Below are 18,028 nucleotides of genomic sequence, written 5' to 3'. Positions count from 1 at the left end.
GAGTATGGGATTAAAGATACCGGCATAAAAAAATACCATGTATGATAAGACATCATACATGGCACAAATATTTTGTTTATTTACCTGTCTACTTGACAGGGGGCAGTTCATGCCGCAGTTATCTTTATTTTATTTATTATTATGGGTTCTTAAAAAGTCATCGCGGCCAGAACCAGTGCGATAAGCCTGGTAGTGAGCCGGATTCTTTTTATAAAAATCTTGATGGTAATCTTCTGCCGGATAAAAGGCACTCGCCGCTGTAATCGGCACAACGACCGGCTTATCAAATCGTCCACTTTGGTCAAGCGCTTCTTTGGATGCTTCAGCAATTTCTTGTTGTTCTGGGCTAGTATAAAAAATCTCCGGACGGTAAGACGAACCACGGTCAACAAACTGCCCCTCGGCATCGGTTGGGTCCATCACAGACCAAAACACATCTAAAATTTTATCATACGAAATCACTTCAGGGTCAAAGGTAATTTGCACCGCTTCTGTATGTCCAGTTGTACCCGTACAAACTTCCTCATAGGTCGGGTTTTCAACATGCCCGCCCGTATACCCTGAAATCACAGATTCCACGCCGTCCCATTGATCAAACGGCTTTACCATGCACCAAAAGCACCCTCCAGCTAATACCGCTACTTCCTTACTCATCAACAACACATCCTTTCAAATTTCAAATAAATATCACTGCATTTAACCTTCTTATTATAACACTTTTTCTAATTAAAGAGGTCAGTAAAGAACACCCGAATGGATTCCATCGTATCATATAAACCATTAGAAATGTTGTTCCATGAATTCGTATACCAAGGCGCTTCTTCAATTGTTTCAGCAACATAAACTTGGGCTTGATTCCCGCGCACATTAGGTAAATATTGAAGCGCTGCGTCACGTAAAGTAACCTCCACTGCTCCAACTTGTGTCCTTGCTTCAACAGGACTCACTAAGCGCCCTTGATCATCAAAATAACTTTCAATTGGCACAAAGTTATACGCTAAACTCACATTATTTTGCCCAATTGGAACCGTTAAATCTAAAGTTTCTTCATAAACTAAAGCCACACTGGATTCATTAGCACCTACTATTGGAATCTCACTAATATGCGTTGCGGCTTGGTCCGCTTGAATTAAATGGTCACTGCGGAAATAACCGAAGCCATATTCTAGTAGCTGGGAAGCTGAGTTAAAGCGATCATCATCCGTTTTCGCACCTAGAACAATCGCCATTAAACGAAAATCTTCACGTTCAGCTGTCACAGCAACATTGTAGCCACCGCCAAACGACGACCCTGTAGATAAACCATCGATATCTGGATAAGCAAACGAACCATCAGGCAACATTTTATTATAGTTGGTCATTAAAAATTCATCCGTCGTCCCTTTTTGAAACACCTGCTGGGGAATCGACGATACTTCTAAAATATCAGGATAATCTTTTAATAAATAATACGATATTACCCCAACAGCTTCAGCGGTTAATTGATTGGTATGCCCTTCATCTTCACTTCCTATGACCGCTGGATCATATTCAGATGTTAAACCTGTCGCATTAATCAGGTTAAAATCTTCTAGTTCCCAAGCCTCCAATTGGGCTTCCATCAACTTAACAAAGTCTGCTTCACTACCTGCTATCTCCTCAGCTAAAGCAATGGCTGCACCATGAGCTAAATTAATGACAACCGCTTCATAAAGTTCTTCAACATGATAAAGCTTATCTTGACGCAAAGGAACATTGGCTACATCATAATCTTGACTCACTTCATAAGCATAGTCAGAAATAGCTACTGAGGTATCCCAATTCAAATCACCCGCTTCAATGGATTGTCTCAGAATATACAAAGTTAACAGTTTACTAATCGAACCAACGTCCATAGTCACATCACTATCTTGTTCAAACAGGACTTGCCCAGACGCCGTATTAAACAGTAAAGCCACTGGACTTTCAATTTCAGGAATATTTTGCGTTTGTGCCGATACATTGATTGGCATTGGCAGCTGAATAAATAAAACCAGAAGAAGACAAAGCTTCCTCCAGCTTCTAAATAAAGGATACGATATGTTCATTTTAAGTCACCTATTTCAAATTTTGCGGCATTTCGATCCGAAATACAGTTTGATTATTTTCATTCGCCGCATATACATAACCTTCATGTGACTCGATAATACTTGAAACAATGGCTAAACCAATCCCACTCCCCGGTTCATCACCATGGCGAGATTGATCCGAACGATAGCTTCTTTCAAAAATACGTTCAAGTTCTGCTTCATTGATGGCTTCTCCATCATTGATCACTTCAAAAATAATATGATGTTCTTTATTTTTCGACGGATAGGCATTTAGCTTAATAAATGTCGCATTATAACCATATTTAAAAGCATTCGTAATCAGGTTATAAAACACACGCGCCATCTTATCAACATCCAAATTGGCAGACAATGTAGATGGACTGACATGGGCTTGTAAATCGACATTTTTTTCTCTAGCCGCTAATGCAAAGTCAGCTGTTAATTGTTCTAAAAATAAAGAAATTTGTACAGGTTGAGGATCAATTTCATAAGTAGTTTGACGTGAAGCCGCGTAATCAAAGAGGTCATCGACAAGAGACTGCATTCGCAGTGCTTTAGTATATGCCGTATGGGTATATTGTAACACTTCTTCATCATCATGGTACTGCTTATTTTCAATTAATCCTAAATATCCAATAATTGATGTCAATGGTGTTCTTAAATCATGGCCAATATTGGTAATTAATTCATCCTTGGTTTTCTCAACACGCCGCTCTTCCTCAAGCGCTTCAACTGTACTATCGACTAACAAATTAATACTATTGGTAATCTCAAGTAAGTCTGGAATATTGTTCTCAGGAATACGTACATCATAGTTACCTTGAGCAATATAGGTGACATAATTTAAAATATGTTCTAATTTCATTAAACGATAGCGCCGTTTAAACCGCCAATAAGTAATCAAAATCCCCAGAACAAAAGCAAAGCCAGTAAATACTAATAACATAAAATTCAAAGTCGCATCATCCAGGAAAAACCGAATACGAATCGACATCGGCGGCGAGCCCCGCCATGAAAAAGGAACTTCGATTATATCGCGAGCTAGCAAAATAACACTCAGATAAAGAAAAAATACAATTCCGAGTGTTATAATCATTTCAACAATTAACTCACTAATCTCGAGACGAGTGAGTTTCATTGTCGGCTGTTTCGTTTGTATTTCATCAGCCTTCAATTTTGTATCCTACTCCCCAAACTGTTTGGATAACTTTTTCGCCACCTGTTGCTGTTTCAATCTTATCACGCAAGTGACTCACATGAACCATAACGGTTTTTGCACTCACAATACTTTCTTGATTCCAAACAGATTCGAAAATTTCTTCCGCACTAAAGACACGGTTAGGATGACTGGCTAACAAGTATAAAATACCGAACTCTAAAGCCGTTAACTGAATATCTTTACCCGTAATCGTCTTAACCTCATGGGATTCTTTACGAATAATCAGCGGCCCTACTTCTACCACATCCGGCTCTTCATTTTCAGCATAACGGTATTGACGACGCAGTAAAGACTTCACTCTAGCAATCACCTCTAATGGATTAAAAGGTTTCGTTACATAGTCATCCGCACCTGAAATCAATCCTTGAATCTTATCATTGTCGGATGATTTTGCAGATAAAATAATAACAGGAATACTGTGATTCGCCGCTCTTAATTTTTCTAACACTTCTGCACCTTGCACTTTAGGCATCATCAAGTCCAAAATAACTAAGGAAATATCATCATCATTTTTAATATAATTTAACGCTTGTTGACCATTATAAGCCTTGATAACCTCATAACCTTCATTTTGTAAATATATATTTAATAGTTCAACTATTTCACGATCGTCATCAACAACTAAGACACGCATCATGTCACTCCCTTTCTTAAGCAATCTATCCTATTTGATAGACCTTCATCTTCTATTATAAACATTTTTTCTAATTATTAAATCAAAACGAAAATAATACTAAATTTTAACTTAATAAATTCATACCTTTATCATAATAATAAATATCCCTAAACTAAAACTAAACTTTTATATGGGAGATAAATTTTTTGGAGGGTTCTGACGGATAGAAGGCTTACAACTGTCAGTTTAGCCCCTAAATAGACAGTTGGAGCACTCGAATTCGTCTATTCAGCCATTGAATAGACGGTTAAAGCACTCACTTTCGTCTATTCAGCCAATTCTTCAATTAGCTGGTTTTCTTTCATTCCACTCACTTACTGACGCGTAAGCTTCCCGTTCACGTCAGAACCAAGGAAAAAGCTGCTTTACCCACCAAAATCCCAATAAAACCAAATAACCCAATCACTCAGCCAAAACAGCTGCATGATTGGATTATTTATTTCAAGATTAACGAGAGTAGTTCGGGGCTTCTTTGGTGATTTGAATATCATGTGGATGGGATTCAATTAGACCGGCATTACTCATGCGGATAAATTGAGCATCTTCACGCAGTTGGTGGAGGTTGGCTGCGCCAACATAGCCCATCCCTGAGCGCAAGCCGCCTAGCATTTGGAAAATAATGTCTTGAACGCTGCCTTTATAAGAGACACGTCCTTCGATCCCTTCAGGGACTAGTTTCTTGGCTTCATTTTCGCCTTGGAAGTAACGATCACTTGAACCTTTTGCCATAGCAGCTAAGCTTCCCATACCGCGGTAAGTTTTGAAGCGGCGGCCTTGGTAAATTTCAAATTCACCAGGCGATTCATCCGTACCTGCTAACATACTACCTAGCATGACCGCATGCCCACCGGCAGCTAAGGCTTTGACGATGTCACCAGAGTATTTAATCCCACCATCCGCAATAATCGTTTTATTATATTCTTTAGCGGCTGTCGCACATTCATACACAGCTGATAGTTGTGGCACGCCAACACCAGCCACTACGCGGGTCGTACAAATTGAACCTGGGCCAATTCCGACTTTAACCACATCTACGCCGACATCAAAAAGAGCACGGCTGGCTTCAGCTGTGGCCACATTTCCTGCAATTAAAGTAATATCTGGATAGACTTCGCGAATTTCTTTAATTTTGCGAATAACGCCTTCGCTATGACCATGTGCAGTGTCCACAACAATCGCATCGACTTGTTGTTCAATTAAAGCCGTGGCTCGCTCAAAGGTATCACTGGTGATGCCAATGGCAGCTCCAACAATTAAACGGCCATGTTGGTCTTTAGCAGCATTCGGGAATTGAATCACTTTTTCAATGTCTTTAATCGTAATTAAACCAGCTAAACAACCATTTTCATCAACAAGAGGTAATTTTTCAATACGATTTTTATATAAAATAGCTTCGGCTTCTTCTAATGATGTTCCAACAGCTGCCGTGATTAAATTCTCTTTTGTCATAGAACTTTCAATCGATTGTTCTAAATCCGTTAGAAAACGCATATCACGATTGGTTAAAATACCAACCAAGGTCATGTCCGTTTCACTTTTAACAATCGGGACACCACTAATACGATAATGGGACATTAAGTCTTCTGCATCTTGAATAGTATGACTTGGTGTTAAGTAAAAAGGATCAAGAATAACGCCATTTTCTGAACGTTTTACACGGCGTACTTCATTGGCTTGTTCTTCAATGGACATATTTTTATGGATAATCCCCAGTCCACCTTGGCGCGCCATCGCAATCGCCATATTTGAATCCGTCACCGTATCCATACTTGCAGAAATAATAGGAATATTTAAATGGAGATTAGGAGTTAAATCAACCGACAAATCCACATCATTTGGTAACACTTCACTATGTGCGGGAACTAATAGTACATCATCAAACGTATAGCCTTCTCTTTTAAACTTTGTATCCCAATTGGACATTAAAAATAGCCTCCTATATAGTTTTGAATATTTTTACTAATCTATCATGATTAGATATAAGTCTCAAGTAAAAAATGACGTTTTCAGTAATTATTTTCAGAATATTCGGAATTCTAAACCATGAAATCGAGATCATGACAAACTTTCGTCCTTTAAATAAATATCACCAAAAAACCCCAAGCAAGCGATGCAACACCACTTGATTGAGGTTAAAAAATGTCACTAGAAAATTCCACCACGGATTTTCAATTTGCGTTTTAAATAGAAACGTAGAGCAAATGTCACAACACCAATTCCCAGCAGCCATTCTCCTGGAAGAGGGACGTTAATGGATGCAGGAATAAATGCGGTTGCGAGTACGACCGAAAAGACCCACACAATCATCGATACTGTTGAGACAGCAAAATATTTAAAGTAGCCTTTTTCTCCTTTAGGCGCATCCGGATTAGGTAAAACTTTAGATGTTTGTAACATCGCTAAACCGGCCATTAAGTAGTTTACAAGAACGGTAATAATACCCATCCCTTGATACAAAGGCTCTTCCGTTGCATTAGATACCAAAGATAGGCCCGTTAAAGCAACATAAATAGATCCTAAAATCAAAGCACCATCTAAGGCAATTTGCCAGTCAGGTGAGCGAGTTGTGTCTACTTGTTCATCGGTTGGAAATTTTTGTTCCCGAATAACCGCTGCTGCCTCTGTAGGCGTTCCATATAAATGCTTAGCAGTTTGACCAGTTATTTGCCCTTGAATCAAGGTTTCAGCAATTTCTAAATAGACAGCCGCTAAAGCACTTTGAGATATTTCGGTTAATTGTAGTTGACGGTCTAAAGCAATCATAAACTGTTGATTTCTTTTGGTTAATTGATTAAATAACTCTGGAGTTACCCCATTAATCACATAATCATCTGAAGACATTTCTTCCGTTAAACTCGCTTCTTCCCCATCTTCAGCATAAACTTCTTCTAAACGACTTTCTTCTTCTGCAGTAATTTCTGCATCATGAATAGGACGGGTTTCTACTTCACGATGTTCTTCCACAATAGTTTCTTCTATTGTGTCGATTGAATCGTTTGTTTGAGTTGGCGTATTTTTTTCTTCACTCATCGTTGTCCTCCTGATATTTATTAAACATTAAAGCGGAATAGCATGATGTCGCCGTCTTGAACGACGTATTCTTTACCTTCAGAACGCACACGGCCAGCTTCTTTAGCGGCTTGCATGGATTGATAGTGCATTAAATCTTCATAAGAGACTGTTTCAGCACGGATAAAGCCACGTTCAAAGTCCGAGTGGATAATACCGGCAGCTTGAGGGGCTTTGGTCCCATTACGGAATGTCCAAGCACGTACTTCTTGTTCACCTGCTGTAAAGTATGTTGATAAACCTAATAAAGAATAAACCGATTGGATGAGGCGGTCTAAACCTGATTTTTCCATGCCATAATCGGATAAGAATTCTGCTTTTTCATCGTCATCTAATTCAGCGATTTCTTCTTCTAGTTGAGCACAAATAGGAACGACGTCCGCTCCTTGCTCAGCTGCCAAAGCTTCTACTTGTTGTAAAAATGGGTTGTTAGAAGGGTCACTCACTTCATCTTCCGAAATATTAGCCACATAGATCATTTTTTTACGTGTCAGTAAAAATAAGTTTTTAACAATGGCGTCTTGTTCATCGGAAAATTCAATCGAGTTTGCCATTTGGTTATTTTCTAAAGCTTCTTTTAAAATTTCTAACACTTCTAATTCAGCAATAGCGTCTTTATCTTTTGTTTTAGCTAATTTAGCGACACGGCCGATACGTTTATCAATGGATTCTAAATCAGCAAAAATTAATTCTAGATTAATGGTTTCAATATCTGAAATAGGGTCTACTTTACCTGAAACGTGGGTAATATTACCGTCCGCAAAACAACGGACCACATGACAAATCGCATCCACTTGGCGAATATGGCTTAAAAATTTATTTCCTAAACCTTCACCTCGGCTTGCTCCTTTAACAATTCCAGCGATATCCGTAAATTCAATGGTTGTTGGAATTGTCTTTTTCGGTTTAACCACTTGGGTAATATCATCCAGACGGCTGTCTGGTACTTCAACCACCCCTACGTTTGGGTCAATGGTCGCGAAAGGATAGTTTGCCGCTTCAACACCGGCTTTTGTAATTGCATTAAATAAAGTTGATTTTCCTACGTTGGGTAAGCCAACGATTCCAGCTGTTAGTGCCATAATTCACTCTCTTTCTTCTATTCAACTGCGTTAATTTCGTCAGTCTCTTGGTGTCTTTCAAGAACTTTTTTCATCTTTTTGTCAAAATCGCGTCGCAACAATGTCACAACATGGTTGCAATTGAGGCATTTAATTTTAATATCCATACCCATTCGAATAATTTGCCAGCGGTTTGTCTGACAAGCGTGAGGTTTACGCATTTCAACAATATCTAATTTATCGTATTGTTTTTGTTCCATTCTCTTACAACCTCCTTTATAGCTGAATATCCAATAAGTCTAAAATCCGAATTAAATCCGATTGGGATAAAAATTCGATTTCGATTTTGCCTTTTTCACCTTTTTGATGAATACTTGCTGATGTTCCAAAGTAATCTTGCATTTGTTGTTCAATGGCAATGATATTGGCAGGCTTTTTAGCTTTAACCGGTTTTTTCTTTGTTTCCGGTGCTGATTCCATCTGCCCATTTAATTGTTGAACTCTTTCTTCCAATTGACGAACGGTTAAATGCTCACTTAAAACTTCTTGGGCTAAAGGGATTAAGAGATTCTTATCTTTTAAACCTAGTAGAGTACGAGCTTGCCCCATTGATAAGTTGCCTTCATTCACCATCTCTTTTACTTCTTCTGGTAAACTCAATAAGCGAATATAATTAGCGATATAAGGGCGACTTTTGCCCATGCGATCCGCAACTTCTGCTTGCGTCAAGGCTAATTTGTTCATCAACAAGCTGTACGCTTCAGCCTCTTCAAGGGGACTTAAATCTTCCCGCTGCAAGTTTTCAATCACTGCAATTTCAATCATTTGTTGTTCATTCAAGTCACGAACAATAGCAGGGATGGTTGTCTTACCTGCGATACGACTGGCTCGAACCCGGCGTTCACCAGCAATCAATTCATAGCCTTTAATGGCGGATTGACGTAAAATAACCGGTTGGAACACGCCTGATTGACTGATTGAATCTGCTAATTCTTGTAATAAGGTTTCATCGAATTTTTTACGTGGCTGATAAGGATTGGGACGGATGTCACTTAAGTCAATTTCTTCAACAATCTCGTGATCAGCAGGTGTTTCTTCATAAGAACTGAACAAAGCATCCATTCCACGCCCTAAGCCACCTTTTCTAGCTTTCGACATTTGCTAACACTTCCTTTGCTAAGTCCATATATAATTCAGCGCCACGTGAGCGCGGGTCATAGTCAATAATGGATTGTCCATACGATGGCGCTTCTGACAAGCGCACATTGCGTGTGATAATGGTTGAATATACTTTCTCTTGGAAATATTTTTTCACTTCTTCAACTACTTCATACCCTAGATTGGTTCTGGCATCTAACATTGTTAATAAAACGCCTTCGATTCTAAAGTCTCTATTGTAGGTCCTTTGTACCAATCGAATTGTGTTGAGTAATTGACTTAAACCTTCTAAGGCGTAATACTCCGCTTGCACCGGAATTAAAATGGTATCACTGGCGGTAAAAGCATTGATCGACAACTGCCCTAATGAGGGTGGACAGTCTACTAAAATAAAGTCATATTTATCTCGAACGCCTGCAACAGCCTTCTTTAAACGCTGTTCACGGTCTTTTACCCCTGCCAATTCAATTTCAGCTGCCGCTAATTGAATGGTTGAAGGAACAATATATAAATTCTCACGTGAAGTCGGTAAAATATTCTCTTCTAAAGAAACTTCATTGACCAATATTTCATATAAGCTTTGTGCCACATCCCCACGTTCAATCCCTAACCCACTTGTCGCATTACCTTGCGAATCAGAATCAATAATCAAGACTTTTTGACCGAGTGAAGCCAAGGCTGCTCCAAGGTTAACTGTGGTGGTTGTTTTTCCAACGCCACCTTTTTGATTACCAATTGCTATCATTCTTCCCATGGTTCATTCTCCTTTTAATGTGTGATAGGCTGTTTGAGCGGCTTGCCAGCTTTACGGGGATATTTATTTGGGGTGTCTAAGGTTTTTTTAATACTTACAATCGAGCGTTCGCTTTCTTCCCCTGGTAATTCGGCATTGGTCTGGCTTTCCAATTTAGCCCCTAGGACTTTAATGGCTGCTTGGGCTTCATCAATTTCTTGGCTTGCTTTTTGACCTTTCAAGGCTAAAAAATAGCCACCCTTTTTCGTTAAAGGAAGACAAAATTCGCATAAGACATTTAAGGGTGCGACAGCTCTTGCGGTTGTGATATCAAATTGCGCCCGGTATTTTGGATTTTGTCCCGCTTCTTCTGCCCGCGCGTGAATCGCTTCGACACCTTCTAAGCCAAGTTCTTCAACTAATAAATTCAAGAAATTAATCCGTTTGTTTAACGAATCGATAATAGTGACCTCAAGCTCCGGTTTCACAATTTTTAGTGGAATCGACGGGAAACCTGCTCCTGAGCCAACATCACATAATTTGATTTGGTAGCTTTCTTGTGGATTTAACCATAAGAGCATTAAACTATCATAAAAATGCTTTAAATATACTTCTTCTTTATCCGTGATAGCCGTTAAGTTTATCTTCTGATTCCACTCAACGAGTAAGCGATAATAGTCTTCGAATTGCTCCAATTGTTTTTCCGTCAGCTCAATTCCATGTTCTGCTAAGGCTTTAATAAATGCTTCAATCGTCAAATGGATCCCTCCTTCTTTTTGTGAAACATTTTGTTTCACACCTATTATACTTTAACTGATTTTTAGCTCAATAGCAATGAATTTTATTCAAGACACCTGCTCTTTTTTAAATAAATATCACCGCTTCTCTACTTATATTTCAGTAGTTGAAACGGTGATATTTATTCGATTATTGCACTTTAGCAAGTGCGCCCATTGGGTCCCATGGTTGAAGTTCAATCACAGGCTGATCGAGGGCTTTTAGCCATTCTTCAGGAATGTACTGCTTGTTTACGGCGATTTGATAGGTATATTGATCAAACCAGGCATCGGACATGGAGAAGATACCTTTGTCGCCGACATCTTTCCCCCAGCTATTTTCAACTTTCCAGTTGATTGGTTTGCCGTCGCTGTCTAGGTCAACACCGACTAGGACCATGGCGTGGGTAAGTAAACTATCACCATAATCAAGGCGTGCCGCTTTGTCGAGTTGTGACGGTTGGGATAAGGTTTTATCGTATTGGTATAAATCCAAATCCATAATCCCGCTTGTACGGTCAGAAATTTTTCCTACATCACAGCCAAACCAGACAGGTTCATTATTTTTTATAGCATTAACGGCAGCTTCTTTTAGAACATCATTAGGTACATTAATGTAGTTAATGGGCTGTTCTTCAAGAACTGTCCCTAAATATTTTACCGTATAACGGCGACCATACGGTTTATCTTGTGTAGGTGCATTAATTAAACTCACAATATTTTCTAAGTCCCAGCCGACATAGTCATTGAAAAAGTCTTGTGGGCTGATGTTTTCGATGCGATGAAAATTATTATCGCGATCACGGTATTCATAAGTAAATTCGGTTGGTGGCATGCCCAGTGTTTTAACTAAGGTATTATAAACAAAGTAGAGCATGTCTTCTTTTTGATCTTCCAATTCCTTTGTACTGGCTCCACTAGCCGCTGCATCACGTAATGTTTTGGCGAATTCACGTAACTTTGAGGTAATGAATTGGTTAAGACCACGTGAATTGGAGGAATGAAAGGTTTCAGGCATGGCTGATTTGGGTACGGCACCGTATTTACGTAATAAGCCGGCAAACATATCCCATTGACCCCCATCTGAAATCGGATCGAATAATAAATGTTGGACTAAACGACCTTCAAGCGGTTCATTTACCGTTTCAATAATGCTGTTTAAGAAATAATTGGCACGTTCTAATTTATCCCAAAAGAAAGGATAATTTTGTGAAAACTCAAAGCTTTCGACATTTAATTTGGTTAGTGAATCTACCCTAGCTGTATTTAAAGCAGCAAACATCCAACAACGACCACTACTTTTTTGATTGGTTATGTCACCTTTTTTCGTTTCATGTGAGAAGACAAAGGGGTGGTGACGTAAAGTTTGATTGTTGAAGGATGCTTCTTGCATCCCAACGCGGGCGACAGCATTTTCTACGGCTTGATTAATTGGATCACTGGCATAATTGGCTTGAAAACGTTGAATCAGTTCAGAATTTATCATGAAAAAAGCCTCCTAAATTATAAAAAGATTAAGAATCTCTCATAAATATATTGTACGCTTCTTTGAAAGAATCACAAGTATTTTCATGAAATTAGTTAGGAGGCTAAGGATTATTTAATTTTATTTGTCGCCGACACGGGCAATGCGACCTTGTTGAATATAAACAGATAAAATCGCAATATCAGCTGGATTCACGCCAGATACACGGCTAGCTTGTCCAAGCGTGCTTGGTTGAATTAGTTTAAGACGTTCACGCGCTTCATTTGCTAAGCTATCTACCGCATCATAGTCAATATTTTCAGGAATAAATTTCTCTTCCATCGCTTTGACTTTATCTACTTTTTGGATGGCTTTTTTAATATAACCATCGTATTTGATTTGAATTTCTACTTGTTCAGCTTCCAGGCGGTTCAAAGGACCATCTTGGCGTGGAATTAGTTCAATTAAGTCAGTGTAACGAATTTCAGGACGTTTCAATAAATCAATTGCTAAAATCCCATCTTTTAAAGGTGTTGAATGTACTTGATTAAATAAGTCTTCTAATCCTTCTGTTTTTGGTGTTAAGCGAATTTTCGCTAAACGACCTAACTCATCTTGGATGCGTTCTTGTTTCGTCAGATATTTATTATAACGGTCTTCATCAACAAGCCCTAGCTCATAACCTAGTTCCGTTAGACGTAAATCAGCATTGTCATGGCGTAAAAGTAGACGGTATTCTGCTCGCGAAGTTAATAAACGATAAGGTTCCGTTGTCCCTTTTGTAACAAGATCATCGATCATGACACCGATATAAGCTTCAGAACGTTTTAAAATCAAGGCTTCTTTTCCTTGAGCCAAACGTGCCGCATTGATTCCTGCAATAATTCCTTGACCGGCAGCTTCTTCGTAACCACTAGTACCATTCATTTGGCCAGCGGTGAATAAACCAGGGATATTTTTTAGTTCAAGGGTTAGTTTTAATTGATGGGGAACGACTACATCGTATTCAATGGCGTAACCTGGACGCATCAATTCTGCACGTTCCATGCCGGGAACACTGCGAATAATTCTCAATTGAACGTCTTCTGGCATAGAAGTCGATAAGCCTTGGACGTACATTTCATCTGTGTATAGCCCTTCTGGCTCAATAAAGACTTGGTGGCGTGGTTTGTCACTAAAACGAACAACTTTATCTTCTATAGAAGGGCAATAACGGGCACCCACACCTTCAACCATACCTGAAAACATTGGGGCACGGTGGAGGTTTTCTTGAATAATTTCATGGGTTGTTCCATTCGTGTGCGTTAACCAACAAGAAACACTATCACTTCGATAGGCTTCATCTTCCGTTAAATATGAAAAATGATTCGGTTTTTCATCGCCTGGTTGTTCTTCTGTTAAGTCAAAGTCAACAGAATCACGGTGGATTCTTGGAGGCGTTCCGGTTTTAAAGCGGACTAATTCGACACCTAATTCTAGTAGGTTTTCTGAAAGTTTGACTGACGGCAGGGTATTGTTAGGACCTGATGCATAACTTAATTCACCGATAATAATTTTACCACGTGAAGAAGTACCGGCTGTTAGGACAACGGCTTTCGCTGTGTAAATGGCACCTGTCGATGTGATGATACCGCGGCATTGGCCATCTTCATCGATCACTAGACGTTCAACCACCCCTTGCTTCAAATCTAAACCTGGGGTGTCTTCCAATACTTTTTTCATTGAGTTAGCATATAATTGTTTATCCGCTTGGGCTCTTAGGGCTTGAACGGCAGGGCCTTTCCCTGTATTTAATAGACGCATTTGGATGTAGGTACGGTCAATATTTTTACCCATTTCTCCCCCTAATGCATCAATTTCACGGACAACCACTCCTTTAGCGGGTCCACCGATGGATGGGTTACATGGCATAAAAGCAACCATTTCAAGGTTCATCGTAATTAATAAGGTTTTACTGCCTAGGCGTGCGGAAGCTAGGGCAGCTTCTGATCCTGCATGACCAGCTCCAACAACGATAACATCATAAGTACCTGCTTCATATGTTTGCATAAATTCACTCCTTTAAAAGATTCTTGTTCAAATTGTAGTTATTTATTTGGATAAAAAATGACATCATGGTGGGTCAGTTGATTGTTAACATAGGTAAATTCAGCGGAAAAGAAGGGTGCATCCTCTAACAGCCATTCAAGGAAAATATAGTCGCCTTCCCAAGTCGGTTTCTTTAAAACCTCATCATAGTCAACCCAAGATAAGGTTCCTTCATCACATTCAGGAATCAATTGGCCTTCAAATTCCGTAATAACATAGACAAAGCAGTACCAATCAATATCATTCTGGGTAAAGTTGGGGAAGGTTATAACACCTTTTAGCTCCATCTTTGTCGCTGATAAGCCAGTTTCTTCTTTGATTTCACGAATCGCACAAGCTTCAGGGGTTTCACCTTTTTCGAATTTTCCGCCCACGCTTACCCATTTGTTTTCATGAATATCATTTTCTTTTTTATCACGTTTTAATAGTAAATATTGTGAGCCATTGTCGAGGTAACACATTGTCGCAAGTTGAACCATGGTATCTTCCTCCTATTTTCCTAAGCAGAACTGACTAAAGAGTTTGTTTAATAATTCATCTTGGACACTATCCCCCGTAATTTCACCCAGTAAGTCCCAAGCACGTGTATAGTCAATTTGGATTAAATCCACTGGTAATGCCATATCCGTTGCATCAATGACTTCTTCTAGCGCTTCAATGGCTTGTTTGAGTAACTGTGTATGGCGTGTATTTAATAGATAGTTCACGTCAGCAGCTTGCAAGTGTCCGCCTAAAAAGCGGTCTTCAATCATGGCTTCCAATTGGTCAAGACCTGACTCTTCTGTAATCGAGGTTGTAATAATCGAAGACGCATCAACGTATTTGGCAAGTTGGTCATGGTCTAAGACTGTAGGTAAGTCTGATTTATTGAGTAAAATAATTCTTTGTTGGTCTTTCGTTAAATCAAGCAACTCTAAGTCAATGTCATTTAAAGCTTGAGCTTGGTTTAAAATTAAGATAATTAAATCCGCTTTTTCCATAACTTGGCGGCTTTTTTCAACTCCAATTTGTTCGACTATTTCATCGGTTTGGCGAATTCCAGCCGTATCAATTAGTCTTAACGGCACACCTCGAATATTAATAAATTCTTCGATCGTATCTCGCGTAGTCCCTTCAATATCTGTAACAATGGCTTTATCCACACCAGACAAGAAATTAAGTAAACTCGATTTCCCTACATTTGGTCGCCCAATAATAGCCGTATTAATTCCTTCACGGAATAAACGTCCTTGTGACGCTTGACGTAGTAATTGTTCAATCGATGCTTTGACTGATTCAGCCGTTTCTTTTAATTGTGTTAATGACATTTCTTCAACATCATCGTATTCTGGATAATCAATCGTTACTTCTACTTGGGCAAGTGTTTGTAGCATCTCTTCTCTTAAAACAGAAATTTTACTCGAAAGACTCCCTTGAAGTTGGTTAACAGACGCTTGCATCGCTTTGTCTGTTTTAGCTTGAATTAAGTCCATTACCGCTTCTGCTTGCGATAAATCAATCCGTCCATTTAAAAAGGCACGTTTAGTGTATTCACCGGGTTCAGCCATACGAGCGCCTTGATCCAGAACCACTTCAAGCGTGCGCTGAACGGCAATAATTCCACCATGGCAGTTGATTTCAACAATGTCCTCCATGGTATAAGAACGCGGACCTTTCATCACACTGGTCATCACTTCATCAATGACGTGGTTATTTTTAGGGTTAATCACATGACCATAATGGATGGTATGTGAATCCACTTTAGCTAAGTCTTTCCCTTTAAACACCTTGTTCGCCATCGAAATGGCATCTGGTCCACTCAAGCGGACAATTCCAATAGCACCTTCACCTAAAGCCGTAGAAATTGCTGCAATAGTATCATTTTGGTACATGTATCAACCTTTTCCCTTCTATTTTTAAAAATAACCACAAAAAAAGTACAGACTACCCCCTTTGTCCTTTATAAAGAGAATAGTTAGCACTTTGACTGCTTAATATTTAAATGTGGTTTAATTGCTGTTTGTCATTATAACGAAGGTTTTAATAAAATGCAAGGAAATCATAAGAACTTTCCTTGTATTTATATAGAAAACTTTTATATAATAGTCTTAATACACACAAGACTAATAACTTAAAATTAAGAAAGGATTTTCAAATGTTAGCTTCCATTTTATTAATTGTCGTCTTTACTTTGCTCAACGGTTTTTTCTCTGGATCCGAAATGGCATTTATTACAGCCAATGAAAATAAATTAGAAAAACAAGCGGAGTCAGGTAGCAAACGCGCCCAATTAACCTTACGCCTTTACCGAAATCAAGATCGTGTCTTAGCGGTTGTTCAAGTTGCCATTACCTTAATTGGAACCTTAAATGCTTCCTTTGCAACCAGTGGGTTATCACAATTCCTATCTCCTTACATTGGTGAACAAGGTGCCAACCTTGTGATTTCACTCGTTGTAACTTTGTTAACCTTAATCTTTGGTGAGCTTTTACCTAAATCAATTGGACAAGCAATTCCAGAAAAGTACTCTACCATTTCTTCTACTATATTAAATATTGTTTATACCGTTTTTAAACCGGTTGTTTGGTTCTTAACCAAAGCACTCAACTTTTTCCAAGCACTCCTACCTATTGACTTTTCTAATGAAGATGAAAAACTTACCTTCACCAACATTCGTGAAATCGTCATTCGAGGTGGAGAAGACGGCGCTCTAGAAGAAGAGGAAGTCGGCATGATGGAAGGTGTCTTAAAACTGAATCGCCGAATTGTTCGGGCTGTCATGACACCACGTAATCAAGCATTTTTGATTGACATCGATGATGATAAAGCCGAAAATCACGAAGCCATCGTGAATTCAACTTACTCACGTATCCCCATTTACGAAGATGACAAAGATACTATTTTAGGGATTCTTTTAGTGAAAGATTACTTAAAAGCTAATTTACTGGCCGATTCCTATGAAGATATCGACATCCGAGACCTAGCCCATGATCCGCTCAATATTCCCGAAACACTGTCATTAGATGATGCCATGACCCAAATGCAAGCCAGCAACAGCCACCTCGCTGTCGTCAAAGACGAATACGGTCAAACCGCAGGGATTGTTTCCTTGGAAGATATCATTGAAGAAATCGTCGGTGAAATTTACGACGAATACGATAATCCCCTTCACGAAGATATGGTCACCCCCGTCGATGAAAAAACTTGGATCGTTAAAGGTCTGATGAATCTGAATGATTTCAACCAATATTTTGAAACAGTTTTAACCAGCAACGAAGCTGACACTATTGGTGGCTACTTCACCTATGTGTCCGGATTAATTCCAAGTCAAAACACCATTGGCCAAACACTTAAATTAGATTATTATCTACTGGAACTCACACAAGTCCGCGAAGCCACTGTGTTAGAACTTAAAGTGACCCGCCAAGAAACCCCCGTGCCCCTTGAAGACGAATAAATATCACTGCCGACTAAAAAATGGTTTAAACTCGTTGAGGATAAGACTGGTACAAAGGTCTCAGCAACCTAAAAAAACAGAAACCACTAACTCATAAATGGATTAGTGGTTTCTGTTTTTTTACTATTATTATCATGTCACGCGGATTTGCAAATGATTGAGAGATATTTGGCCCAAATTCTTCATCCCAACCATTTATACTTAAAAAGCATTGATTATTTATTAAATTTGCTTTTCAAATAGCCAAGGCTGCTAGAATTTTGATACAATATTGAGAG

The 18,028-nt window shown here is 39.0% G+C and carries 16 protein-coding genes; 1 reads left to right on the top strand and 15 read right to left on the bottom strand.

Annotation, left to right across the window (positions count from 1 at the left end; all coding sequences use genetic code 11):
* Positions 1-129 precede the first annotated feature (129 nt).
* The 15 genes from msrA to mnmE form a co-directional block, all read right to left on the bottom strand.
* Entirely contained in the window at positions 130-654 is a 525-nt protein-coding gene (gene msrA, locus ACTQ54_RS10630; RefSeq protein ID WP_441756709.1) for a peptide-methionine (S)-S-oxide reductase MsrA, read from the bottom strand.
* Positions 655-722: 68 nt separating this feature from the next.
* Positions 723-2,066 carry a hypothetical protein gene (locus ACTQ54_RS10625; protein WP_441756707.1) on the bottom strand — a complete coding sequence of 448 codons (1,344 nt, stop codon included), beginning with the start codon at positions 2,064-2,066 and terminating at the stop codon, positions 723-725.
* 10 nt (positions 2,067-2,076) lie between these two features.
* On the bottom strand, positions 2,077-3,243 hold the full coding sequence (locus tag ACTQ54_RS10620; protein WP_441756705.1) for a sensor histidine kinase: 1,167 nt from the start codon (positions 3,241-3,243) through the stop codon (positions 2,077-2,079).
* Positions 3,233-3,922 carry a response regulator transcription factor gene (locus tag ACTQ54_RS10615; RefSeq protein WP_441756703.1) on the bottom strand — a complete coding sequence of 230 codons (690 nt, stop codon included), beginning with the start codon at positions 3,920-3,922 and terminating at the stop codon, positions 3,233-3,235. Before ACTQ54_RS10615 ends, ACTQ54_RS10620 begins: the two co-directional genes overlap by 11 nt.
* A gap of 489 nt (positions 3,923-4,411) precedes the next feature.
* Complete coding sequence (guaB, locus tag ACTQ54_RS10610; RefSeq protein ID WP_441756701.1) at positions 4,412-5,887, bottom strand: IMP dehydrogenase; 1,476 nt, start codon at positions 5,885-5,887, stop codon at positions 4,412-4,414.
* Positions 5,888-6,109: 222 nt separating this feature from the next.
* Positions 6,110-6,994 (bottom strand): DUF1129 domain-containing protein, encoded by an 885-nt coding sequence (locus ACTQ54_RS10605; protein WP_441756699.1) that lies wholly within the window; start codon positions 6,992-6,994, stop codon positions 6,110-6,112.
* A gap of 20 nt (positions 6,995-7,014) precedes the next feature.
* Positions 7,015-8,115 (bottom strand): redox-regulated ATPase YchF, encoded by a 1,101-nt coding sequence (ychF, locus tag ACTQ54_RS10600; protein WP_441756697.1) that lies wholly within the window; start codon positions 8,113-8,115, stop codon positions 7,015-7,017.
* A 17-nt stretch (positions 8,116-8,132) separates the two neighbouring features.
* Entirely contained in the window at positions 8,133-8,354 is a 222-nt protein-coding gene (locus tag ACTQ54_RS10595; protein WP_441756695.1) for a DUF951 domain-containing protein, read from the bottom strand.
* A gap of 16 nt (positions 8,355-8,370) precedes the next feature.
* The gene (locus ACTQ54_RS10590; protein WP_441756693.1) at positions 8,371-9,252 is read right to left on the bottom strand and encodes a ParB/RepB/Spo0J family partition protein; all 882 of its coding nucleotides are present in this window, start codon (positions 9,250-9,252) and stop codon (positions 8,371-8,373) included.
* On the bottom strand, positions 9,239-10,006 hold the full coding sequence (locus ACTQ54_RS10585) for a ParA family protein (RefSeq protein WP_441756691.1): 768 nt from the start codon (positions 10,004-10,006) through the stop codon (positions 9,239-9,241). Before ACTQ54_RS10585 ends, ACTQ54_RS10590 begins: the two co-directional genes overlap by 14 nt.
* Before the next feature lie 14 nt (positions 10,007-10,020).
* The gene (rsmG, locus tag ACTQ54_RS10580) at positions 10,021-10,743 is read right to left on the bottom strand and encodes a 16S rRNA (guanine(527)-N(7))-methyltransferase RsmG (RefSeq protein WP_441756689.1); all 723 of its coding nucleotides are present in this window, start codon (positions 10,741-10,743) and stop codon (positions 10,021-10,023) included.
* Positions 10,744-10,912: 169 nt separating this feature from the next.
* Positions 10,913-12,247, bottom strand: a complete 1,335-nt coding sequence (locus tag ACTQ54_RS10575; protein ID WP_441756687.1) for an aminopeptidase C — start codon at positions 12,245-12,247, stop codon at positions 10,913-10,915.
* A gap of 120 nt (positions 12,248-12,367) precedes the next feature.
* Positions 12,368-14,275, bottom strand: a complete 1,908-nt coding sequence (gene mnmG / locus ACTQ54_RS10570; RefSeq protein ID WP_441756685.1) for a tRNA uridine-5-carboxymethylaminomethyl(34) synthesis enzyme MnmG — start codon at positions 14,273-14,275, stop codon at positions 12,368-12,370.
* Positions 14,276-14,313: 38 nt separating this feature from the next.
* Positions 14,314-14,793, bottom strand: coding sequence for an NUDIX hydrolase (locus tag ACTQ54_RS10565; RefSeq protein ID WP_441756683.1), 480 nt, complete (start codon positions 14,791-14,793; stop codon positions 14,314-14,316).
* A 12-nt stretch (positions 14,794-14,805) separates the two neighbouring features.
* A complete protein-coding gene (gene mnmE / locus ACTQ54_RS10560) occupies positions 14,806-16,185 on the bottom strand; it encodes a tRNA uridine-5-carboxymethylaminomethyl(34) synthesis GTPase MnmE (protein WP_441756681.1) in 1,380 nt (459 codons plus the stop codon).
* A 263-nt stretch (positions 16,186-16,448) separates the two neighbouring features.
* On the opposite strand from mnmE, the gene ACTQ54_RS10555 reads away from it, so the two are divergent.
* Positions 16,449-17,750, top strand: coding sequence for a hemolysin family protein (locus ACTQ54_RS10555; protein WP_441756679.1), 1,302 nt, complete (start codon positions 16,449-16,451; stop codon positions 17,748-17,750).
* Positions 17,751-18,028 lie beyond the last annotated feature (278 nt).

Origin of the sequence: Fundicoccus sp. Sow4_H7, from assembly GCF_052115865.1 — a bacterium.
GTDB lineage: Bacteria > Bacillota > Bacilli > Lactobacillales > Aerococcaceae > Fundicoccus_A.
Note: the sequence above shows the minus strand (reverse complement) of the source record. Positions and strands in the feature narration are given on the sequence as shown.